Source organism: Telluria sp. BA11 (assembly GCF_056680305.1).
The window spans coordinates 2,314,654-2,336,086 of the sequence record NZ_CM155275.1 but is presented as its reverse complement, the minus strand read 5'-3'; the positions used below and the strand labels follow the sequence as shown (position 1 = coordinate 2,336,086).

17 protein-coding genes are annotated in these 21,433 nt (G+C 56.8%); 11 read left to right on the top strand and 6 right to left on the bottom strand.

What is annotated here, in order from left to right:
• Window positions 1–450: 450 nt before the first annotated feature.
• Window positions 451–1,527: an ATP-binding protein gene (locus AC1MGT_RS10235; protein ID WP_499504077.1), complete on the top strand. Its 1,077-nt coding sequence runs from the start codon at window positions 451–453 to the stop codon at window positions 1,525–1,527.
• Window positions 1,524–2,963 carry a Z1 domain-containing protein gene (locus tag AC1MGT_RS10230; protein ID WP_499504076.1) on the top strand — a complete coding sequence of 480 codons (1,440 nt, stop codon included), beginning with the start codon at window positions 1,524–1,526 and terminating at the stop codon, window positions 2,961–2,963. The genes AC1MGT_RS10235 and AC1MGT_RS10230 overlap by 4 nt, the downstream gene beginning before the upstream one ends.
• Window positions 2,964–2,966: 3 nt before the next feature.
• Here AC1MGT_RS10230 and AC1MGT_RS10225 read toward each other — a convergent pair.
• Window positions 2,967–4,144 (bottom strand): IS3 family transposase gene (locus tag AC1MGT_RS10225; protein WP_499500736.1). Its coding sequence is split into 2 segments (ribosomal slippage): window positions 2,967–3,877 and window positions 3,877–4,144, totalling 1,179 coding nucleotides; the frame shifts between segments, so codons are not numbered across the junction.
• Window positions 4,145–4,209: 65 nt separating this feature from the next.
• Here AC1MGT_RS10225 and AC1MGT_RS10220 point away from each other — a divergent pair.
• Genes AC1MGT_RS10220 through AC1MGT_RS10205 form a run of 4 tightly spaced genes read left to right on the top strand, consistent with a single transcriptional unit; the run spans window position 4,210 to window position 8,960 of the window.
• A complete protein-coding gene (locus AC1MGT_RS10220; protein WP_499504075.1) occupies window positions 4,210–5,688 on the top strand; it encodes a Z1 domain-containing protein in 1,479 nt (492 codons plus the stop codon).
• Complete coding sequence (locus AC1MGT_RS10215) at window positions 5,672–6,682, top strand: PD-(D/E)XK motif protein (RefSeq protein ID WP_499504074.1); 1,011 nt, start codon at window positions 5,672–5,674, stop codon at window positions 6,680–6,682. Before AC1MGT_RS10220 ends, AC1MGT_RS10215 begins: the two co-directional genes overlap by 17 nt.
• Window positions 6,683–6,684: 2 nt before the next feature.
• Window positions 6,685–8,466: an AIPR family protein gene (locus AC1MGT_RS10210; RefSeq protein ID WP_499504073.1), complete on the top strand. Its 1,782-nt coding sequence runs from the start codon at window positions 6,685–6,687 to the stop codon at window positions 8,464–8,466.
• A 32-nt stretch (window positions 8,467–8,498) separates the two neighbouring features.
• Window positions 8,499–8,960: a very short patch repair endonuclease gene (locus AC1MGT_RS10205; RefSeq protein ID WP_499504072.1), complete on the top strand. Its 462-nt coding sequence runs from the start codon at window positions 8,499–8,501 to the stop codon at window positions 8,958–8,960.
• Window positions 8,961–8,977: 17 nt separating this feature from the next.
• Here the strand turns inward: AC1MGT_RS10205 and AC1MGT_RS10200 are convergent, their stop codons facing one another.
• The 4 genes from AC1MGT_RS10200 to dnaA all read right to left on the bottom strand — a co-directional run bounded on the left by AC1MGT_RS10200 (window position 8,978) and on the right by dnaA (window position 16,485).
• On the bottom strand, window positions 8,978–10,537 hold the full coding sequence (locus AC1MGT_RS10200; protein WP_499504071.1) for a DNA cytosine methyltransferase: 1,560 nt from the start codon (window positions 10,535–10,537) through the stop codon (window positions 8,978–8,980).
• A 720-nt stretch (window positions 10,538–11,257) separates the two neighbouring features.
• Window positions 11,258–13,762 (bottom strand): DNA topoisomerase (ATP-hydrolyzing) subunit B, encoded by a 2,505-nt coding sequence (gene gyrB / locus AC1MGT_RS10195; protein WP_499504070.1) that lies wholly within the window; start codon window positions 13,760–13,762, stop codon window positions 11,258–11,260.
• A gap of 92 nt (window positions 13,763–13,854) precedes the next feature.
• The gene (dnaN, locus tag AC1MGT_RS10190; protein ID WP_183555233.1) at window positions 13,855–14,961 is read right to left on the bottom strand and encodes a DNA polymerase III subunit beta; all 1,107 of its coding nucleotides are present in this window, start codon (window positions 14,959–14,961) and stop codon (window positions 13,855–13,857) included.
• Window positions 14,962–15,057: 96 nt separating this feature from the next.
• Complete coding sequence (gene dnaA, locus AC1MGT_RS10185) at window positions 15,058–16,485, bottom strand: chromosomal replication initiator protein DnaA (protein WP_183555234.1); 1,428 nt, start codon at window positions 16,483–16,485, stop codon at window positions 15,058–15,060.
• A gap of 358 nt (window positions 16,486–16,843) precedes the next feature.
• Here dnaA and rpmH point away from each other — a divergent pair, with 358 nt between their 5' ends.
• From rpmH to mnmE, 5 genes are all read left to right on the top strand, one after another.
• A complete protein-coding gene (rpmH, locus tag AC1MGT_RS10180; protein ID WP_040378179.1) occupies window positions 16,844–16,978 on the top strand; it encodes a 50S ribosomal protein L34 in 135 nt (44 codons plus the stop codon).
• 27 nt (window positions 16,979–17,005) lie between these two features.
• Window positions 17,006–17,401, top strand: a complete 396-nt coding sequence (gene rnpA / locus AC1MGT_RS10175; RefSeq protein ID WP_258838052.1) for a ribonuclease P protein component — start codon at window positions 17,006–17,008, stop codon at window positions 17,399–17,401.
• A complete protein-coding gene (yidD, locus tag AC1MGT_RS10170) occupies window positions 17,398–17,670 on the top strand; it encodes a membrane protein insertion efficiency factor YidD (protein WP_499504069.1) in 273 nt (90 codons plus the stop codon). The genes rnpA and yidD overlap by 4 nt, the downstream gene beginning before the upstream one ends.
• A gap of 8 nt (window positions 17,671–17,678) precedes the next feature.
• On the top strand, window positions 17,679–19,358 hold the full coding sequence (gene yidC, locus AC1MGT_RS10165; protein ID WP_499504068.1) for a membrane protein insertase YidC: 1,680 nt from the start codon (window positions 17,679–17,681) through the stop codon (window positions 19,356–19,358).
• Between the two features lie 103 nt (window positions 19,359–19,461).
• Complete coding sequence (gene mnmE / locus AC1MGT_RS10160) at window positions 19,462–20,841, top strand: tRNA uridine-5-carboxymethylaminomethyl(34) synthesis GTPase MnmE (RefSeq protein ID WP_499504067.1); 1,380 nt, start codon at window positions 19,462–19,464, stop codon at window positions 20,839–20,841.
• A gap of 194 nt (window positions 20,842–21,035) precedes the next feature.
• On the opposite strand, the gene AC1MGT_RS10155 is transcribed toward mnmE, so the two are convergent.
• Window positions 21,036–21,428: a Rap1a/Tai family immunity protein gene (locus tag AC1MGT_RS10155; protein ID WP_499504066.1), complete on the bottom strand. Its 393-nt coding sequence runs from the start codon at window positions 21,426–21,428 to the stop codon at window positions 21,036–21,038.
• Window positions 21,429–21,433: the final 5 nt, after the last annotated feature.

Below are 21,433 nucleotides of genomic sequence, written 5' to 3'. Positions count from 1 at the left end.
AAGACTGGACCAAACTCCCATATCACCGGAACTTAGTGAAAACGTAAGTGGCCCGCCAGCAACCCGGAGGAGCGAGACAAGGGCAATGCTGATCACCTTACACAAATTTCGCGGACAAAAAACCGCTTATAAGTTGTGCGTTTTACAGCTTGGATCAAGATGACAAAAGAACTCTGGAAATGACTTCAAAAACGCGAAGTGCTCCTCCGCACGCAATGGCGATGCTTGAATCGTTGCGTGGCTTGGGATATTCGACCGCAGCGGCCTTGGCTGACATTATCGACAATAGTATCTCGGCCGGAGCCAATGAGGTCCGTGTCGATTTTGTGTGGAGCGGAGTGAATAGTCGTATATCGATTCTTGACCGTTGCCTCCAGCAAGGAAGGAGTGGAGAGCTGTCTGCGTTGGGACTTGGACGAGCTCGCTGCAAATCCAGGCAGGGGGTGGCTCTTGTTCGAAGGGCCAGCTCACAACTCGGAGTCGTTCATTAAAATACCTGCCCAGCAAAAGTCAGGTACTTTGGTTCTTTGGGAAGTGATGGACCGAATTGTCACTCCTGGATACAACTCGGACGACTTCCACGATCTCATCGATAATGTCCAGTCTCACTTAGCGATGGTCTTTCATAGGCTGCTGCAGGGTCCTCGACCTAAGCTGATGCTTTTTCTTAATGGGCGCCCAATCGCTCCTTGGGACCCGTTCATGTCAGGCCACCCGGCCAAACCATGGGCGTCACCAACCACAAAGCACTACACTGAATATGGGGTGGTTTCAGTCCAATGCCATGTCTTACCGCATCAAGATGCCCTGAGCGGCACAGAATTTCAAACGAATGCCGGTCCCGATGGATGGACGGCCCAGCAAGGCATCTATGTCTACCGTAATGAGCGCCTGTTGGTCGCAGGCGGTTGGTTGGGGCTCGGAAGCCCACGCCAATGGAACAAGGAAGAAACGCATCGACTCGCTCGAATTCGTCTAGACATACCCAACACAGCGGATGCTGACTGGAAGATCGACATCCGCAAATCCAAGGCACGTCCCCCGGTCTCGCTTCGTCCGTGGCTCACGCTCCTTGCCGAAAACACAAGGGAGCGAGCGCGGCGTGTGTTCGCCTATCGAGGCGCACCAACACCAGCAAAAGGAAATGAGCCGATCGAGCAAGCTTGGCGTGTTGACCATCTCAAGTCCGGTATTCGTTACCGGATCGAAGAAACCCACCCGTCTGTCGCGGCCGTGCTAGAAAGTGCCAAGAGCCATGCCTCGTTAATCAAGGCGATGCTACGGGTGATTGAAGAGACTGTACCAGTTCAACGGATCTGGCTGGACACCGCCGAAAATAAAGAAACGCCTCGAACAAGCTTTGAGGGAGAACCGAATGCCGCGGTGGTCGAGGTTGCACAGGTGCTCTTTGACGATCTGATTGGGCGAAAAGGCCTCAGCGTCGAGGAAGCGCGCAAATCAATGGCCCGCACCGAGCCCTTCCAAAAGTATCCAGCGCTTGTCGCTACCCTAGGGATTAATACATGATTGCACCAGAAGCAGCAGCAGCCCAAGCGCAGTTGTTAGAAGACGTGATCGCTACGGCACAGAGATTAGTAAAGGCTGAAAAGGACTCATCCAAGATCACGCCTTCTTACATCGCCGCGAAGGTAAAGCTCGCTGCGGCCATGTTTGCCAGCGATCCGCCCATTGCCTTGGACGAGCAGAAAGTGGTCGTCACGTTGATTCAACGATTTAGCCACCGGATGGGTAAAGCGACTACTCTCAAAGACAACACAGGTCATATTGAGTGGCTCACCGCCGCTAGGAAAAAAGACTGGAATTATTGGCGACGCTACCGCGACTACCAAGAATCTAAGCTCTCTGACGTTGTAGTCGACGAGCTTGATGAGGCGACCGATAACATCCTTGGCCTGCTAGAAGATCCGCACCGGACAGACCCATGGGACCGCCGAGGCCTTGTGGTTGGCCATGTGCAATCTGGAAAAACCAGTAACTATACTGGACTGATAAACAAAGCCGCTGACGCCGGCTACAAAATCATCATCGTGTTAGCTGGCATGCACAACAACCTTCGTTCACAGACACAGGTTCGGCTTGAGGAGGGTTTTTTGGGCTACGAGACCACCACTGACCGTGTCGCGGGCGAGGCCATCGGCGTCGCGGCCTTCGGCGAGGATCTCAAGACCAATTCGGCGACTACGCGCGCTGAAAACGGCGATTTCAACAAAAAGATCGCCAAGCATTTCAATGGAATATCCCCAGAAGAAAGGCCTTGGCTCTTTGTCGTCAAAAAGCAAAAAACTGTCCTCACGGAGCTGCTGAAGTGGATTCAAGGGCGCGTGGCAGATTCCCCTAGCTCAATAGCAGACTGGAAGTTAGTAACCAAACTGCCGCTTTTAATTATTGACGACGAGGCGGATAACGCGTCGGTGGACACGGGGGAGCAGTTTTTTAATGATGATGGAACCCCTGACGAGGAGCATGAGCCGAAGACGATCAATCGGCTAATTCGTCGCATTCTCCACTCCTTTACTCGGAAGGCCTACGTCGGCTACACCGCCACGCCGTTTGCCAACATTTACATCCACCACAAAGGCGCCACGGTTAAGGAAGGTCCCGACCTTTTTCCGAAAGCTTTCATAATCAACTTGGCGGCTCCATCAAACTACGTTGGGCCTGCCCGCATGTTTGGAAGGCTGACGAAAGATGGTCGTATAGGGGCCCTGCCGCTTACGCGAAGCATCCTGGATCATTACAATCCGCAAACCGATGCTGGATGGATGCCGCCAAAGCACAAAAAAACACATACTCCAATCTATGATGGACAGGAGACGATACCGCCGTCGTTGCATAAGGCAATTCAAACATTTGCTCTTGCCTGCGCGGTTCGGGGACTGCGGGGACAAGGCAACGAGCACAGCTCTATGCTCATTCACGTAACGCGATACGTCGATGTGTAGTGGTCAAGTAATTTCGGACACAACGATAAGTTCTTTCTCTGCCATTGCGCGTTCATAGACGCTGGGCGGCAGATTGCCCAATACAGAATGCAAGCGCTCGCAGTTGTAGAAGCCGACGATGTAGTTGGCCACATCAAGCTTGGCTTCGGCTTGGTTCGCATAATTGCGCTGCCAGACACGCTCCATCTTTAAATTTAAGAAGAAGCGTTCAGCGACGGCGTTATCCCAGCAGTTGCCTTTGCGGCTCATGCTGCAAACGAAGCCATGCTCGGTCAACAACGCTTGGTACTGGTCGCTTGCATATTGGCTGCCGCGGTCGGAGTGGACGACCAGTCCGGCCGCTGGTCGCCGAGCTTGGATCGCCATACGCAAGGCATCGCAAACCAAGGCAGCTGGCATGCTCGGCGCCATTGCCCAGCCCACGACTCTGCGCGAGAACAGGTCGAGCACGACAGCCAAGTAGAGCCAGCCTGCGCCAGTACGGATGTACGTGATATCCGAGGCATAAGCCTGATTCGGCGCTGCCGGGTTGAACTGTCGGGCAAGGACGTTCGGCGCAACCGGCAGGGCATGCTTACTGTCGGTTGTGTGTACGAATTTGCGCTTCCAGACTGGCTTCAGGCAGGCCTGTTGCATCAGGCGGCGCACCTTGTAACGCCCGACCTGCAGGCCTCTGTTGGCCAGTGCCGTGACAAGCCGACGGCTGCCGTAACTTTGGCCGCTGCTCATGAACGCGGCACGCAAATGCACGCTCGCTTTGCAAAACATCGGCGCAGTTGCACGACGCTTGGCTTCGTAAAATCCAGCCCGGCTAACACCAAGGAGACGACAGGTTTGTGCGACAGGTACGGCCTTCGTTTGCAGCTCATCGATGAGCCGATAGCTCATTTGAGCTCGCGGGCAAAGAAGGCCGATGCCTTTTTTAAGACGTCCACATCACTACGAAGTTGACGGTTTTCCTGCTCCAACTGACGGATTCGCTGCTGCTCAGCCGTCAACGGTTTGCCAATGCCTGGCTGGCCTTGTTGCTCGGCCTCGTACTGTTCCATCCAGCGACGGATCGCGGTAACGCCAATGTCCATCGTCTGGCTGACGTGCGAAATGCTGAGGCCTTGTTCTGTGATCATTCGAACGACCTCAAGCTTGAAGCTAGGGTCAAAATTGCGGCGCTGCCTGGTCATGTAAACTCCTTCGAAGGTGAATTATCCACCTATCGAGGTGTCCGGAGACATTAGACCACTACAATGTGCAGGCCCAGGTTCGGGAGCAGGTTGATGAAGTCGTGCGTCGTATGCGCCAACGGATCTCGCGGAAAACAGATGCTGAGATCTTACTCGCGCAGTTGCGGACGCTATGGGATGAGGATTTCGTTCTTACCCGTGATCGGATTGCAGAGCTATCCCCCGTTGAGGAATGCCCCCCTATACTTCCGTCATGGGATGACGTCCTAGCGAAGCTAACCGAAGTGCTCGAGGACATCGTGGTTCGATCAGTCAACGGTACTGCGAAAGATGCATTGGATTATGCTACTCCTGGCGCAGCTCTCAAGATCATCGCCGTTGGCGGCGACAAGCTGGCACGTGGTCTGACACTTGAAGGCCTTTGCGTAAGCTATTTCGTACGCACGACAAAAATGTATGACACGCTTATGCAAATGGGCAGGTGGTTCGGGTATCGTCCCGACTACTTAGATCTCTGTCGGCTCTACACGTCGCCTGATCTGGTGAAATGGTTTGCTCACATCGCCGACGCCTCAGAAGAACTACGCGAAGAATTTGACTTTATGGCTAAGGCCAAGCTCACGCCTGAGCAATATGGTCTTAAGGTCATGTCGCACGAAACACTCACCGTCACATCCCCGCTGAAGATGCGGAATGCGCAAACACTTTCCCTCACATACAGCGGTACCAAACCTCAAACAATCCTTTTCCATCGAGACGCGAAGGTCCAGCAAAATAATCTCGCTGCAGTTAATTCACTTATCGCATCGCTAGGCGTGGATTTTCAGCACGGACCAAGATATTCACGTGAAGGCGAGTATGACTCATGGCCCAATGCTCGGCTATGGAAAGACGTCGATGCCTCGCATGTTCTTTCGTTCTTAGATTCATACGCGACGCATCCAAACGCCACCAGCGCCAAAACAGGCCCACTGGCAGACTTCGTTACCAAAATGGTGGATATTGGAAAATTAACAGACTGGAGCGTAGCTCTTTTAACCGGAGGCGAGGGAGCCGGTAGCCAATATTGTTTCCCTGGAGACTTCAAAGTGGAGTCCTTCCAATCTCGAAAGACTGAGGATCCGGAACCGCCGTTTTCTAGAGACCCCGATATGTTCGCAATCGGCGTATTGACTGATCCAAAAGATGAAGGCATTGACCTTGATGACGATGTCTGGAGAGATGCACTCGCGCGGACGCGTGCCGCTTGGACGCCGGACCCCGCCAGACGTCGAACCGAATTGCCAACCTCCCCGAGTGGGAAAGGTATTCGAGAGGCACGGGGCGCGCTTGGCGGAGAGGCTGATCGTGGACTGCTACTGCTTTACTCCCTCGCTCCTTACTACAAGGGGAAAGATAAAACCCCTGAGAACCTCATCGTGCCGGGTTGGGATAAACCAATCATGGCTTTTTCGATCGCGTTCCCCGCAAGCGAAAATGGAATTCGCGTGGAATACGAAGTGAACCTTCTTTATTGGATGCAGGAATATGGCCCGGCCGAATGACGAATTTCTGATGGCTTGGTCATCGCTGTGCGGCGCTGATAGCGAGCCAGGTTGGCAAGCCATTGCGCTCCTATCCGCAGGACCCCTTCAAGTTCGCGCCGGCCGGCGATCACCCGACAATGAGGAAGCGGTGTTGATCGGTTTTCCGAGCGAGCGGCTGGCTGCGGCAGCCAAACTACCAGAAGGACAAGGTTTTGCGGTCGAACGTGCAGACCCAGACGACAGCGGCAAGCTCTGGTTAGCGCTCACACGCAAGTTCTCCGGAAGCGCGGAGCTGTTCGCAGCCATGGCGTGCGACGTAGTAGGAGCTCTCGACGACGCCGCTGTGGCTGGCGCTGAAGAGGCTAAGCTTCTTCGACTGTTCGTCGGGCGCGTAGGCGCTTGGCAGGAATTCATGCGAAAGGGAATGCAGGCCTTGAGCTACGAAGCGGAGCTCGGTTTGATTGGTGAGCTCACGATGTTGCACGCTATTATTAACGCAGGTGTTTCTCCAGAGTTAGCTATCGAATTGTGGGTTGGCCCGCTGGACGGGGTACAGGACTTCGAACTAGGCACTGGCGCGCTAGAGGTTAAAACCACGCTATCGACTACGGGCTTCCCAGCCAAAATCGGGTCGCTGCAGCAGCTTGACGATGCCACACGACAACCGCTTTTTATCGCGGGACTACGCCTACGCCAGACCTCCGGTGGGCAAAATCTGCCGGACGCCGTTGAGGCGATCCGGCAAATAAATGAAGAGAACTTGGAAGCGCAGAGGCTCTTGACTGAGCGACTTTTAGCTGCTGGTTACATTGACGCCCACATCAACCAATATACGCGGCGGTTTGAGCCGATAGGAATGAGCGTTATTGAAGTATGCAATGATTTTCCCCGCCTTACCTCAGGCAACGCGCCAGCAGGCGTGATCCGAGCCATGTATGACATTGACTTGGACAAAGCACCCGGCGAAAACGTCGGCGTTGAGGCAGCATTGAAGAAATTAGGAGCAATCTAGGTATGAATTTAAGTGAATTTCTGAGCGAGACTCAGGCGTCTGTCCGCTCGCAGATGCGTGACGGAGCGCTTTATGAAGAGTTGGTTTTCGCCGGCATCGTAATGGACCACATGTCAGAGATCGGTATGACTTTCGAGCCGGTCGAGTGCTACTTCGAGGGGAAGGTAGGGAATGCGAACCTTAAGCTTAGCGGCTATTCAGTGTCCGATGAAAACGACCAGCTTGACTTGTTTGTGAGCTTATATGCCAATGTCGACGTACCTACTCCAATCCCCGACGCTGAAGCCAAAACAGCGGTCGAGCAATGTCTCCGCTTTCTGTCGCTTTGCGCTGAAGGTAAAATGGCTGCAAAACTTGACCCATCAAGCGACGTACGCTCGTTGGCTGAGACCCTGCATGCGATTTATAACGAGCTTGAGCAAATCCGTGTGTACGTAATTACGGACAAGGTCGCAAAATCCAAGAGTTTTAAAACCCGAGATATTGGCGGCAAAGCCGTGCGTCTCGAAGTCATGGATATCGAGCGGCTTCACCGTCACTGGTCAGAGGGCAAGCCCCGTGACGAGTTAGTTGTCAATTTTAATGAGGTCTCAGGTTCCCCTCTTCCCTGCGTCTTTGTACCGGGTCAAAATGATGACTATGATTACGCTCTCACAGCCATTCCTGGCGAGGCTCTGCGGCTACTTTACGAAAAATTCGGTGCGCGGCTTCTTGAGGCGAACGTCCGCTCTTTCCTGAGCGTCAAGGGAAAGGGCGTCAACGCGGGAATTCAGTCCACATTGCGATCCGCGCCCGAGCGGTTTATGGCTTACAACAACGGCATTGTGATCGTCGCAGACGAAATGCGTTTGGACAAAGCCAATCAGGGGGCTGCAGGGATCGCATGGCTTAAGGGTCTCCAGATTGTCAATGGCGGCCAGACGACAGCCTCGCTCTACTTCACTAAGAAAAAATATCCCGATACAGATCTTAGTCAAGTGCGAGTGCCGGCGAAGATCATTGTGATGAAAACCGCAGACTCAACGAAAGAAGAGGCTTTGGTGTCTGATATCTCCCGATTCGCCAACAGCCAAAATGCGGTGAAGCAATCAGACCTGTCAGCTAATAAACCTTTTCATGTTGAAATTGAGAAGCTTTCGCGAACTGTTTATTGCCCAGATGGAGTCAGCCAATGGTTCTACGAGCGCGCGGCCGGCAGCTATAACACACTGCTGATCCGAGAGGGCACGACCGCAGCAAAACTTAAAGCTCTAAAGGATGCTATTCCGGCAGCGCGACGTATTACCAAGACAGATTTGGCCAAGTACATTACAGCATGGGATCGAAAGCCAGATATTGTTAGCCTTGGATCTCAAAAAAACTTTGACCGCTTCATGGCTACGCTCGCCCCAGTCGATGGACAAGACGCCCCGGTGCCGACCGTATCGGATTTCAAAGCAATGATCGCGAAAGCGAAAATCTACCGTGAATCCCAGAAACTCTTGCGACCTATGTTCCAAGCTTTCCAAGCCAACGTTACCGCATACACCGTTTCGTTGCTATCTGAGAAACTGGGAAGCCGCATGGATCTAGACCGCGTTTGGGCAAAGCAAGCTCTATCGCCGGAGCTACTGGCTCAAATCGCTGTTTGGGCTAAAGAGGTTAACGACTTTCTCCACACCTCGGCGGGAGGCAAGATGGTTTCTGAGTGGGCCAAACGTCCAGAATGTAAGGATGCCGTAATGAGCGCGAGCTATTCGGCTCTTGCGTTTAACATACCGGAGGTGCGGGCAGCGTCGGTGTGACGGGATGTCCAAGATCTATAACAAGAGGTTTCATGGCTGACGTCGTTTCACCAGCGGTGCGTAGTCGAATGATGGCCGGTATCGGAGGAAAGAACTCCAAGCCTGAGATTTTGATCAGAAAAATGTTGTTCAGCGCTGGCTACAGATTTCGGCTTCATCGTCGTGACCTGCCAGGAACTCCAGACATCGTCTTGCCTAAACGAAAAATAGTAATTTTCGTCCACGGTTGCTTTTGGCACGCGCACGAAAGATGTAGATATTTCAAAATTCCTGCCACGAGAACCGATTTTTGGATCGCGAAGTTGCAGTCTAATGTCAATCGCGATATGTGCAATGTTGGAAAGCTGACGTCTACGGGGTGGCGCGTCTTATGCATATGGGAGTGCGCCACCCGCGACTCTGCGACGGCTAAGTCCCTGCTAGAACAGATTGTCAGCTGGATTGACAGCGACATTGAAGTTAAAGAGATTGGAGCGCCGTCAACGCAATCGTAGATAGCGTGCTCGCATGCTTAGATTCCAGTTCGAGGTGATACCATAAATTTATAAACTATTCTGGCGATTTTTCTGGCTAATAAGGGCGGCACGGCGTTTCCAATTTGTCCATACTGCTCAGTTCGGCTTCCTTCAAAAAAATAGTTGTCAGGGAAGGTTTGAAGACGCGCGGCCTCCCTAACAGTAAGGCTTCGGCACTGAAAAGGATCTGGGTGAATGTAATAATGCCCATCCTTTTTAATATGCGCTACGACTGTGGACGATGGCTCGTCGCGAACCTGAACCCTAAAGCGGTCAGCGAATGGAATTGTCTCCGCATCCACATTGACATGATCTGGCATAAGTTTAGGAGGGAAATCATACAACGAGGGCGCATGCCCTTTTTCTTCAGCAAAGCACGCGGCAAAGAGGTAACGATGCAGGTCCGAACGCATGTGGCCGCGCGTCTTATGCTGTAGAACTCCTCCTAATCGACTATCCGAATACCATAGCCTCAGTTCTTTGGGCATTTCAGGCCCTACAGCAGCTAATGTTGGAATGAACTCCGCGCCCGACGACATCAGAGTTTCTGCTCTATCGGCGGAATCAATCATAAGTGTGCTGATCCGTTCGCGAGCAGGAGCCCTCCAATAGCTCAGGCTCAGTGGAGCCTCTTTCATTGCCGCGTGCCAAGCCTGATGAGAATCCGGCTCTTTGGAGAGCCGGCTTCTCAGCGCTGGCAAACCAGAGAGAGCCTGCTTTACCGTCGCTTTCGGAGTGGCCTTCCTTAGCAGAAAACGACGCGGACGCTTAGTCAGTGCCGGGGTGGAGTTGGCGATATCAGTCCGGATACCGAATAGTATTACTCGATGCCGGCTTTGTGGAACGCCATAATCGTCCGCCTCAATTATATAGTCACTGGGCTTAATCTCATCGCTATTAACGACGAATGAGCGAATTTGATAGGCAAGACCTTCCTTAGGCGCAGATAGATCGTGCAGAATACGTTCGAATATTTTAGAGCCGCCATGCTTTGAACTCAGCATGCCCTTGACGTTCTCCATAACGAAAACTGTAGGAGAAAACTCTTGGATTATCCGCAGATATTCAGTGTAAAGAAAATGCCGCTTATCGCTTTCAAAAGCCTCCGGATCTTTTCCCCTTAAACGAGAGCGCCCAGCCACAGAGTAAGCTTGACAAGGAGGGCCACCAATAAGCACCCAGTTAGCGCTATCGCCAATACCTTCTTTGATCCAAGCGTCGATGGTTTCGTGAGGTGTCGCTCCAAGTTCGGCGCAGCGGGCTTCATTAGAGGCCGCTTCTGCGGCTTCTCGGATATCAGGATGGATTAAAAACTCGTCACGTGTAATAGTGCCGCGGATATATTGATAATACGCATCTGGTGCTTGACCCTTTGGGAATTTTCTCAGCAGTGCTCTTAGCATAAGAGTGCGATGCGCCACGGGATCTTTTTCGATTGACACTTTTACAGCGAATCTAGGTAATCCATTTTCGTCGACAATGGAAGAAAAACCTTCGCAAAGTCCTCCGGGACCTGCGAACAAATCGATAACCGGGATTCTACAACGCTCTGACATCAATTTTCTTCCAAATTACAACCGGGTGACTTAATTTTCTCGAAAGGCAAGGATATAACCAGTCAGAAACTGATATCTCGCAATTTCGAAACCCTCTATTTTATCCCATGTTGCTACCGCTGCGCCAAGGAACTCAGCTGAAAGATGCTGACAGGCCGGAGAGCAGCGAAGGCATATTCCAAGGAATCATGGCTAGACAACTTGCGCATCGCGGCCATGCCTTTATCCAATACAGCTTGGGTTTTTAAAATTGAGCTGGTTTTGCCGGCATGCGGCAAGTCTGGACTTGAGCTTATTAGGCAATAGCTTTTTGGGGCCGGCCGAAGGTACATTGCACATGAGCGGAAGAAGTCGGAACTTATTAGGCGTGCAAGTTGAATCTTGGGGGGTGGCTTGATTAGGTCTTTATTTTATAACTGATGCTGTTGCAACGTCTTCGATAGTTCGTTGGTTTCTCTCTCGGAAGATGCGCACTGCGACATCTAGCAGACGCTTGCTGATCTATCGAACCGTCATTGCTTTGCATCCCATACGCTAGCCGAGAAGGATTGCATGCAAGTGACCACCGCCTCTGATTAAGAGCGGTCCATCATCTATTACGCTTGCGACAGCATTTTACGATTGAACATTCAAATGAATGTTGTTTATGAAACTTGGTAGCAGAAGGACTAATTAGATGGTCGGCCCTTCTGCACAACCGCTCATGCCGTTTTCAGTGGTTTAAACGTCGATATTCCCCGCCCGCAGCGCATTCGCCTCAATAAAGTTCCGACGCGGTTCCACGTCATCCCCCATCAATGTCGTAAAGATCTGATCCGCCGCGATCGCATCATCGATCTGCACCTTCAGCAGACGACGCACGGTCGGATCCATCGTGGTTTCCCACAGCTGCGACGGGTTCATCTCGCCCAGACCTTTGTAACGCTGCTTCGACACGCCGCGTTCGGCTTCTTCACGCAGCCACAGCATCGCTGCGTGGAAGTCGCGCACGGCGAATTCCTTCATGCGCTCGCCTTCGCCGCGGCGCACGATCGCGCCTTCGCCCATCAGGCCCTGGAATGTTGCTGCCGAGTTGGCCAGCACCGCGTAATCGGCGCCCGCCACGAAGTCGGCGTCGATCGACGTCACCTGCACGTTGCCGTGGTAGATGCGTTCGATGCGCAGCGCGTGCTTTTCGGACAGGTCGTCCGAGCGCACCTTGACCTTGACGGCCGGGTCGTTGATCGATTTTTCCATCGCCTGCGCCGATGCTTCGGCGTTCTCAAGCGTGGTCAGGTCCAGTGCCACGCCGCCGCTGAAGATCGCGGTCAGTGCAGCCCGGTCGATCACGCGCGTCAGGCGCAGCATGATGGTATTCGCCAGGTTGTACTGGCTTGCAAGCTTCTCCAGATCTTCACCGCTGATCGGCTCGGCGCCATCGCGCGGGATGAGCGACGCGGTATTGAGCGCGAAGTTCATCATGTAGCTGGCTTCTTCGATGTCGTCCTTCAGATAACGCTCGTCACGGCCGGCCTTGACCTTGTACAGCGGCGGTTGCGCGATGTAGATGTGGCCGCGTTCGACCAGTTGCGGCATCTGGCGGTAGAACAGCGTCAGCAGCAGGGTGCGGATGTGGGCGCCGTCGACGTCCGCATCGGTCATGATGATGATGCGGTGGTAGCGCAATTTCTCGACGTTGAATTCGTCTGGGCCGATCGACGTGCCGAGCGTGGCGATCAGGGTCGTGATCTGCTCCGACGACAGCATCTTTTCAAAGCGCGCCTTTTCCACGTTCAGCACCTTGCCGCGCAGCGGCAGGATGGCCTGGAACTTGCGGTCACGGCCCTGCTTGGCCGAGCCGCCTGCCGAGTCACCCTCGACGATGTAGAGTTCGGCCAGCGCCGGGTCGCGTTCCTGGCAGTCGGCCAGTTTCGACGACAGGCCCAGGCCGTCCATGACGCCTTTGCGGCGCGTCAGGTCGCGTGCCTTGCGCGCGGCTTCGCGGGCGCGGGCGGCTTCAACGATCTTGCCGCAGATGATCTTGGCGTCGTTCGGCTTTTCAGCCAGGAAGTCGGTCAGGGTCTTGGCGACGATCTCTTCGACCGGGCCGCGCACTTCGGACGACACCAGTTTATCCTTGGTCTGCGACGAGAATTTCGGTTCCGGCACTTTCACTGACAGCACGCAGGTCAGGCCTTCGCGCATGTCGTCGCCAGAGATTTCGACCTTGGCCTTCTTGGCGAACTCGTGCTCGTCGATGTACTTGTTGATCACGCGCGTCATGGCCGCACGCAGGCCGGTCAGGTGGCTGCCGCCGTCGCGCTGCGGGATGTTGTTCGTGAAGCACAGCACCTGCTCGTTGAAGGCGTCGTTCCACTGCATCGAGACGTCGACCGAGATATTCGTGTTCTGGTCCGACATGCGCTCGCCGGTCGCCTGGAAGACGGTCGGGTGCAGCACGTTCTTGGTCTTGTTGATGTATTCGACGAAGCCGCGCGTGCCGCCTTCGAATGCATAGATTTCTTCCTTGCCCGAGCGCTGGTCGGTCAGCTTGATGCTCACGCCATTGTTCAGGAACGACAGTTCGCGAATGCGCTTGGACAGGATTTCGTAGTGGAACTCGACGTGGTTGAAGATGGTCTCGTCGGCCCAGAAGTGCACGTCGGTGCCGCGCTTGTCGGTCTCGCCGATGACCTTGATTGGCGAGACTTCGACGCCATTGACCATTGCCAGTTCGCGGTTTTGCGGCACGCCGCGCACGAATTCCATCTGGTGCACTTTGCCGTCGCGGCGGATCGTCACGCGCAGCAGTTTCGACAATGCATTCACGCAGGAGACGCCCACGCCGTGCAGGCCGCCGGAAACTTTGTACGAGTTCTGGTCGAACTTGCCGCCGGCGTGCAATTCGGTCAGGACGATCTCGGCTGCCGAGCGTTTTGGCTCGTGCTTGTCGTCCATCTTCAGGCCGACCGGGATGCCGCGGCCGTTGTCGGTGATCGAAATCGAGTTGTCCGAGTGGATCGTGACGTGGATTTCGGTGCAGTGGCCGGCCAGCGATTCGTCGATCGAGTTGTCCAGCACTTCGAAGACCAGGTGGTGCAGGCCGGTGCCGTCGGACGTGTCGCCAATGTACATGCCCGGGCGCTTGCGCACCGCTTCCAGGCCTTCCAGGATCTGGATCGAGGAGGCGCCATAATCATCCACCGGAATGGCGGGGATATTTTCTGCTGGGGTATTCTCGGACATGGACTACTTTCTTTAAAACTGAGTATTTCAGACCGGCACGCGAAGCGTGCGGTACGCTGCATCCGGGCCGCCGGAGCGGCCCGTTCGAGGCATCAAATACGCATCGGCATGACGACATACTTGAAGTCGCCAACCTCGGGAATCGAGATCAGCGCCGACGAGTTCGAGTCGCCCAGGGCGATGTTGACCTGGTCGCACTTCAGGTTGTTGAGCACGTCGAGCAGGTAGGTCACGTTGAAGCCGATGTCGATCGAATCGCCACCGTAGTCGATCTCGAGTTCTTCGACTGCTTCTTCCTGGTCGGCATTGGTCGAGCTGATCTTCATGACGCCCGGCTCGATGATGCAGCGCACGCCCTTGAACTTGTCGCTGGTCATGATCGCGGCACGCTGCAGCGAACGCAGCAGCTCATCGCGACTAATCGTGAAGTCGTTCTTGTAGCCCTTCGGGATCACGCGCGTGTAGTCAGGGAACTTGCCCTCAACCAGTTTTGAGACCAGCTCAATGTCGGCGAAGGTCAGCTTGACTTGCGACGCGGCGATGTCCAGGCGGACTGTTTCATCGCTTTCTTCCAGCAGGCGCTGCAGTTCGATGATGGTCTTGCGCGGGATGATCACTTCCTGGCGCTCGAACTGCTGTTCGGTTTCCACCGAGCAGAAGGCCAGGCGGTGACCGTCGGTCGCCACGGCAATGATGTTGCTGCCGTCGAGCACCAGCAGCAGGCCGTTCAGGTAGTAGCGGATGTCCTGCTGCGCCATCGAGAAGTACACCATGTTGAACAGGTGCTTGAGCGTCTTTTGCGGCAGCGTGACCGATGCGTTGTAGGTATCGGCGATCGAGACGGTCGGGAACTCTTCGGCAGCGAGCGTCTGCAGCGCGAAGCGCGACTTGCCGCTCTGCACGGCCAGGCGCTTGTTTTGCAGCGTCATCGTGACGTCGCCCGATTCCGGCAGCGCGCGCAGGATGTCGAGCAGCTTGCGCGCCGCGACCGTCGTGCCGGCAACTTCGTCGCCCGCGCCGATATTGGCGTGCGTGGTGATCTGTACTTCGGTGTCGGTCGACAGGAACGACACGTTCTGGCCATCTTTGCGAATGAGGATATTGGCCAGAATCGGCATAGTGTGCCGACGCTCGACAATACCACTCACGATCTGCAGTGGCCGGAGAAGCGTATCTCGGGTGGATTTGACCAGTTGCATTTTATCCTCAGTACGTTTGATTGGTTAATTATTACTAAAACGATATTGTGCCATTGCCTGCGGCAAACACAAGGCGTCTGCCCGGCTGCTGCCGGATTACCCTTTCAGGGTCTGTTCCAGCACGTGCAACTCGTGATTGCATTCGGGATTCTTCTGGCGGTCGCCCGCGATCTTGCGCACCGCGTGCAACACGGTCGTGTGGTCGCGTCCGCCGAACAGCTCGCCGATTTCCGGCAAGCTCTTTTGCGTGAGTTCCTTGGCCAGGTACATGGCGATCTGGCGCGGGCGGGCGATGTTGGCCGGCCGGCGCTTCGAGTACATGTCTGCGACCTTGATGTTGAAGAAGTCGGCCACCGTCTTCTGGATGTTTTCCACCGAGATCTGGCGGTTCTGCACCGACAGCAGATCCTTCAGCGCCTCTTTGACGACGTCGATCGTGATGTCCTTGCCGTGGAAACGCGAGTACGCCAGGATCTTGCGCAGCGCGCCTTCGAGCTCGCGCACGTTCGAACGCAGGTGTTTTGCCACGAAGAAGGCGACGTCGTCCGACAGCGTCACGTCTTCGGATTGCGCTTTCTTGAGCAGAATCGCGACGCGCATTTCCAGCTCCGGCGGCTCGATCGCCACCGTCAGGCCGGAATCGAAACGCGAGATCAGGCGGTCGTCCATGCCCGTGATCTCTTTCGGATAGGTATCCGACGTGATGATGATCTGTTTCTTCGCGGCGATCAGCGCCTCGAATGCATAGAAGAATTCTTCCTGCGTGCGGCTTTTGCCGCCGAAGAATTGAATATCATCGATCAGCAGCATGTCGAGCGAGTGATAGTAGTGCTTGAAGTCGTCGAAGCCCTTGCGTTGATAGGCGGTGACGACGTCGCGCACGTATTGCTCGGCGTGGATGTAGCGGATGCGCGCGTTCGGCTGGTCGGCCATGACCTGGTTGCCGATCGCATGGATCAGGTGGGTCTTACCCAGGCCGACGCCGCCGTAGAAGAACAGCGGGTTGTACGACACGCCCGGGTTGTTCGCCACCTGGATTGCAGCGGCGCGCGCCAGCTGGTTGGCCTTACCGGTCACGAAGCTGTCGAACGTCAGCTCGGTGTTGATGCGGCTTTGCTCGCGTTTCGGCGAGTTGGCAATGTTCAGGTTCTGGTTGTGGCTTGGGCCGTTGCCACTGTTCGGGCTCGGGTGTTCAGCACCGGGCGCCGGGCGCGGGGCGTTGAAGTCGACCGTTGCGGTCGAGCCGGACGCACCGGCGCTGACCGTGTTGCGCGACGGGTGCGTTTTTGGGTCGAGCACAAACTGCACCTCGACCGGCGCTTCCCAGTACTGGGCTGCCAACTCCGTGATGCGGGTGGCAAACTGTGTCTTGACCCAGTCGAGCTTGAAGCGATTCGGTGCGGCCACGCGCAGCTTGCCGTCTTCGTAGTCGAGGGCGACCAGCGGTTTGATCCACGCGCTATATTGCTGTGGCGTGAGCTCGAGCTCTAGCTGCGCGGAACAGGTCTGCCAAAAATTTTCCATTACTTCGCTTGTTGATACGTAACACGCTATTTTACCCGCACCGGACAAAGTTATCCACAGGCGCTACACATATTTTCCACCGAAACGGCCTGTCGGGGTGCCCGGCAGGCGGGCCGGGAAGGGCGGTGGAGGCGGCCTGCGAAACAACATCCACCTTGACACTGATGCGCGAATTAGAGTCTAATTCAGGGTTCCCCGTCCGTGCACCGTGTCAGGCTGATAATTTCAGCGGCTGGTAGTCGGGCGAAGAGAGACCTGTGGCATGACGCGAGCTTAATCTGCGAAATTGTCATCGGCGCCGAATCTGACTCAAGTCAGACCCGATTTTGCATCTTATTTTGCTTTAAGCGAGACCACCATGAAACGTACTTACCAACCTTCCGTCGTCCGTCGCAAGCGCACGCACGGCTTCCGCGCACGTATGGCTACCCGTGGTGGCCGTCAAGTCCTGAACGCTCGCCGCGCCAAAGGCCGCAAGCGTCTGGCTGTCTAAGTCACACACCGCACGTTGCGGTCAGTGATGACAGGCGAAGGTTCGCACGACTTCGCGCGCGTTCGGCGCATCGTTAAAACGGATGAATTTTCATCCGTTTTTCGTTTGCGGCCAGCGCAAAAAACGGCGCATTTCGTGCTCTATACGCGACCGAACGCACTGCCGCATGCGCGGCTGGGCGTCGTTGCGGCCAAGCGCTTTGCGCCGCGCGCGGTCACGCGCAACACGATCAAGCGCATCACGCGCGAACTGTTCCGCACCACCGGCCTGCCGCCTGTCGATTGCATCGTCCGCTTGTCGCGGCCGGTCAACGGCAAGGATGGCCCGGCCACGAACCGGGCCCTGAAGGCCGCGTTGAAGGTGGAACTGACGCGCCTGTTCGCGTCGCAGCTGCGGCGCCCGGCGCCGGTGGACGCGGCATGAAAACGCTGCTCGTCTCGCTGTTTGTCGGGATCCTGCGCGGTTATCAACTGCTGATCTCGCCGATGCTCGGGCCGCGCTGCCGTTTCTATCCCAGTTGTTCCAATTATGCGATCGAAGCGTTGCGCGTCCACGGCGCTGCACGCGGCTCATGGCTGGCCGCGCGCCGCGTGGGCCGCTGCCATCCGTGGCATGCGGGCGGCCTCGACCCGGTGCCGCCTGCAGGCACCAAGGAATCCCATTCAGCCGCTTGCGGTTGCAACCACTCCTGAAGACTCCAATGGAATTCAATAAACGTACTGTCCTGTGGATCGTGTTCGCCATTTCCCTGATTGTTCTCTGGAACAATTGGATGGTGGCTAACGGCAAACAGTCGATGTTCTCACCGGCGCGTCCGGCGCAGGTTGCCCAGCAAAAGCCATCCGATGTGCCGGCTGCACCGCAAGCGGGCAGCAATGCCGTGCCCGGTGTGCCGGCCACGCCAGGTGCAGCTGCTGTTCCTGGCGGCGCGCCAGTGGCGGCCGTGGCGAGCCCGCTCGTCACCGTCACCACCGACGTCGTCAAGGTCGACATCGACCCGGTCGGCGGCGTGATCAAGCGCCTCGAGATGCTCAAGTACCGCGATCACTTCGACAAGACCAAGAACCAGGTCCTGTTCAGCGTGAACGGTCCGAACGTGTATCTGGGCCAGACAGGCCTGATCGGCACCACCGCCACCGGCGTGCTGCCGAACCACACCACGCCGTTCATCGTGCGTCCTGGCGTGCGTACGCTGGGCGCGAATGGTCAGGTGCAGGTCGTGATGGATGCGGAGCAGGCCGGCGTGCGCCTGACCAAGACGCTGACGTTCCGCAAGGGCGACTACCTGATCGGCGTGCGTCACGACGTGACCAATATCGGCACCGCACCGGTTCAGCCATCGCTGTACCTGCAGCTGCAGCATGACGGCACCAAGCCGGCCACCGATTCGTGGTTCATGCCAAGCTACACCGGTCCGACCATGTACACGAGCGCCGACAAGTACCAGAAGCTGACCTTCGAGCAGATCGAAAAGGGCAGTGCGGATCACTCGCTGAAGGCCGACAACGGCTGGGTCGCGATTTCGCAGCACTTCTTTGTCTCGGCCTTCATCCCGGCCGACCGCACTCCGCGCGACATCTTCACCAAGAAGATCGCCACCAACCTGTATGCGATCGGTACCGTGCAGTCGATGGGCACCGTGGCGCCTGGCGCCACCGTGTCGGTCGATTCGCGCCTGTATTCGGGGCCGCAAGATGAGCAGACGCTGGAAACCATCACCCCGGGCCTGGAGCTGGTGAAGGACTACGGCATGCTGACCGTGATCGCCAAGCCGATCTTCTGGGTCATGACGCAGCTGTACGCGATGCTGGGTAACTGGGGCTGGACCATCGTCGCCCTGACCATCCTGATCAAGCTGGCGTTCTTCCCGCTGTCGGCGGCAGGTTATCGCAGCATGGCCAAGATGCGTGTGGTCACACCAAAAATGCAGGCGATCCGCGAACGCTTCAAGAGCGATCCGGTCAAGATGCAGCAAGCCACGATGGAGCTGTACAAGACCGAGAAGATCAATCCGCTGGGCGGCTGCCTGCCGATCCTGGTGCAGATGCCGGTGTTCTTCGCCCTGTACTGGGTGCTGCAGGCGTCGGTCGAAATGCGCGGCGCGCCATGGATCGGCTGGATCCAGGATCTGACGCAGCCTGACCCGTTCTACATTCTGCCGGTGATTTATGCGGTGTCGATGTTCATCACGACCAAGCTCAATCCGCAGCCGACCGACCCGGTGCAGGCCAAGATGATGCTGTTCATGCCGATCGCGTTCTCGGTGGTGTTCTTCTTCTTCCCGTCCGGCCTCGTGCTGTACTGGGTGGTCAACAACATCCTGTCGATCGCGCAGCAGTGGGTCATCACGCGCAAGTTCGAGACGGCCGCCGCGAAGTAAGCTGCCGGCGTCGTCGAGAAAAGCCCGCGCCTTGTGCGCGGGCTTTTTTGTTTTTCGCGGCCCGCCGATAGGCCCGGCCGCGCGCATCCCTTACAATCGCCCCATGAAACTCGATACCTCACCCATCGCCGCCATCGCCACCGCCCCGGGCCGCGGCGGCATCGGCGTCGTGCGCGCCTCCGGCAAGGAGCTGGGCGCGCTGATCGCCGCGCTGTTCCCCGGCGTGACGCTCGCGCCGCGCCACGCAACCTACATCCCGTTCAAGGCCGCCAACGGCGACATCATCGACGAGGGCCTGGCCCTGTACTTCCCGGGTCCGCATTCGTACACCGGCGAAGACGTGCTGGAGCTGCAAGGCCACGGCGGCCCGATCGTGCTCCAGATGCTGCTGGGGCGCGTGCTCGAAGCAGGCAGCAGCATGGACCTGCGCCTGGCCGAACCGGGCGAATTCACGCGCCGCGCGTTCCTCAACGACAAGCTCGACCTGGCCCAGGCCGAGGCGGTGGCCGACCTGATCGACGCATCGACCGAAGCGGCCGCCAAGTCGGCGTCGCAATCGCTGTCGGGCGCGTTTTCGCAAGTGGTGCACACGCTGGTGGACCAGACGACCAATCTGCGCATGCTGGTCGAAGCCACGCTCGACTTCCCGGAAGAAGAAATCGACTTCCTCGAAAAATCGAACGCGCGCGGCCAGCTTGCCGGGATCATTACGGCGCTGGAGCACGTGTTCCGCCAGGCGGCGCAAGGCGCGCTGCTGCGCGAAGGGTTGAATGTGGTGCTGGTCGGGCAGCCGAACGTGGGCAAGTCGTCACTGCTGAATGCACTGGCCGGGGCCGACGTCGCGATCGTCACGCCGATTGCCGGCACCACGCGCGACAAGGTCAGCGAGACGATCCAGATCGAGGGCATCCCGCTGAACATCATCGACACCGCCGGCATCCGCGCGATCAGTGACGAGATCGACGTGGTCGAGCGCATCGGCATCGAGCGCACCTGGGGCGAAGTGGGCAAGGCCGACGTGATCCTGCACCTGCTGGACGCGAACCTCGGCCCGAGCGCGGCTGACGAAGCCATCGTCGCGGCCTTCCCGGCCAACGTGCCGGTGGTGCGCATCTGGAACAAGATCGACCTGTCGGGCCACAAGCCGTCGAAGGATGAAAGCACGGACGCCGTGCACCTGTATCTGTCGGCGCACGAAAAGCTGGGCATCGACCTGCTGCGCGCCGAACTGTTGCGCATCGCCGGCTGGCAGCAGACGGGCGAGTCGCTGTTCCTGGCGCGCGAGCGGCACCTGATTGCGCTGCGCGCGGCCAGCGACCACCTGGAGCTGGCGCGCCAGCACGCAATGCAGGATGATCAGTCGCTGGACCTGTTTGCCGAAGAGCTGCGGCTGGCGCAGGATCAGCTCTCCAGCATTACCGGGCAGTTTACGCCGGATGATTTGCTGGGGGTGATTTTCGGGCGATTCTGTATCGGAAAATAGGTAGTTGCCAATGGAGGATTCGATGCCTGTCCCGGCTCGATCCTCTTGATAGGAAGGCGATTACCGGGACTATGATGCCCGACTGGATCAGCGCCAAACTGACGCGGATCGCGCAGGTATTGCCGTAGCCGGGATTTTTGATCAGGTCATCCCACCCGATCTGCTGGAACAACATGTCGCGGCTGACGACGCGGTTACTTGGATAGTTTTTCATCAGCGCAAGGGAAGCGAGCCACATACAGCGCTATCAGCTCGGCGGCTGCATTGCCCGGCATCGAGCCAGCGCGCCCGCGCAGCTCGTCCCATATACGATCATCGATTTCCAGCGGCTTCATACCGGGCGGCGCGCACCACAGCCGCCCCTGCGTTGCATCGACAACCCCGGCCTGATAGCCCTCTGCATACCGCTGCTGGAACGCCGCATCGGCCTGCTGGCTCCATTTATCCACGCCTGGCTGTCCGGCCACCTTTGCCACGAACCTATCGCCCGACAGGTGCCATGTGAATGCGCCAAGCGGCTGCGCCGCCGCGCCGCATATCAACGTCAGGACAGCGCACAGAACTGCGCACCTCATACGATTCGCCATACCCA

What these genes read in the sequence shown, in the direction of transcription:
- dnaA (WP_183555234.1), bottom strand. Translation starts at nt 16,485, where the DNA reads ATGGAAAATTTTTGGCAGACCTGTTCCGCGCAGCTAGAGCTCGAGCTC.
- AC1MGT_RS10200 (WP_499504071.1), bottom strand. Translation starts at nt 10,537, where the DNA reads ATGTCAGAGCGTTGTAGAATCCCGGTTATCGATTTGTTCGCAGGTCCC.
- AC1MGT_RS10155 (WP_499504066.1), bottom strand. Translation starts at nt 21,428, where the DNA reads ATGGCGAATCGTATGAGGTGCGCAGTTCTGTGCGCTGTCCTGACGTTG.
- mnmE (WP_499504067.1), top strand. Translation starts at nt 19,462, where the DNA reads ATGAAACTCGATACCTCACCCATCGCCGCCATCGCCACCGCCCCGGGC.
- AC1MGT_RS10215 (WP_499504074.1), top strand. Translation starts at nt 5,672, where the DNA reads ATGGCCCGGCCGAATGACGAATTTCTGATGGCTTGGTCATCGCTGTGC.
- dnaN (WP_183555233.1), bottom strand. Translation starts at nt 14,961, where the DNA reads ATGCAACTGGTCAAATCCACCCGAGATACGCTTCTCCGGCCACTGCAG.
- rnpA (WP_258838052.1), top strand. Translation starts at nt 17,006, where the DNA reads ATGACAGGCGAAGGTTCGCACGACTTCGCGCGCGTTCGGCGCATCGTT.
- gyrB (WP_499504070.1), bottom strand. Translation starts at nt 13,762, where the DNA reads ATGTCCGAGAATACCCCAGCAGAAAATATCCCCGCCATTCCGGTGGAT.
- AC1MGT_RS10230 (WP_499504076.1), top strand. Translation starts at nt 1,524, where the DNA reads ATGATTGCACCAGAAGCAGCAGCAGCCCAAGCGCAGTTGTTAGAAGAC.
- rpmH (WP_040378179.1), top strand. Translation starts at nt 16,844, where the DNA reads ATGAAACGTACTTACCAACCTTCCGTCGTCCGTCGCAAGCGCACGCAC.
- AC1MGT_RS10210 (WP_499504073.1), top strand. Translation starts at nt 6,685, where the DNA reads ATGAATTTAAGTGAATTTCTGAGCGAGACTCAGGCGTCTGTCCGCTCG.
- yidC (WP_499504068.1), top strand. Translation starts at nt 17,679, where the DNA reads ATGGAATTCAATAAACGTACTGTCCTGTGGATCGTGTTCGCCATTTCC.
- AC1MGT_RS10205 (WP_499504072.1), top strand. Translation starts at nt 8,499, where the DNA reads ATGGCTGACGTCGTTTCACCAGCGGTGCGTAGTCGAATGATGGCCGGT.
- yidD (WP_499504069.1), top strand. Translation starts at nt 17,398, where the DNA reads ATGAAAACGCTGCTCGTCTCGCTGTTTGTCGGGATCCTGCGCGGTTAT.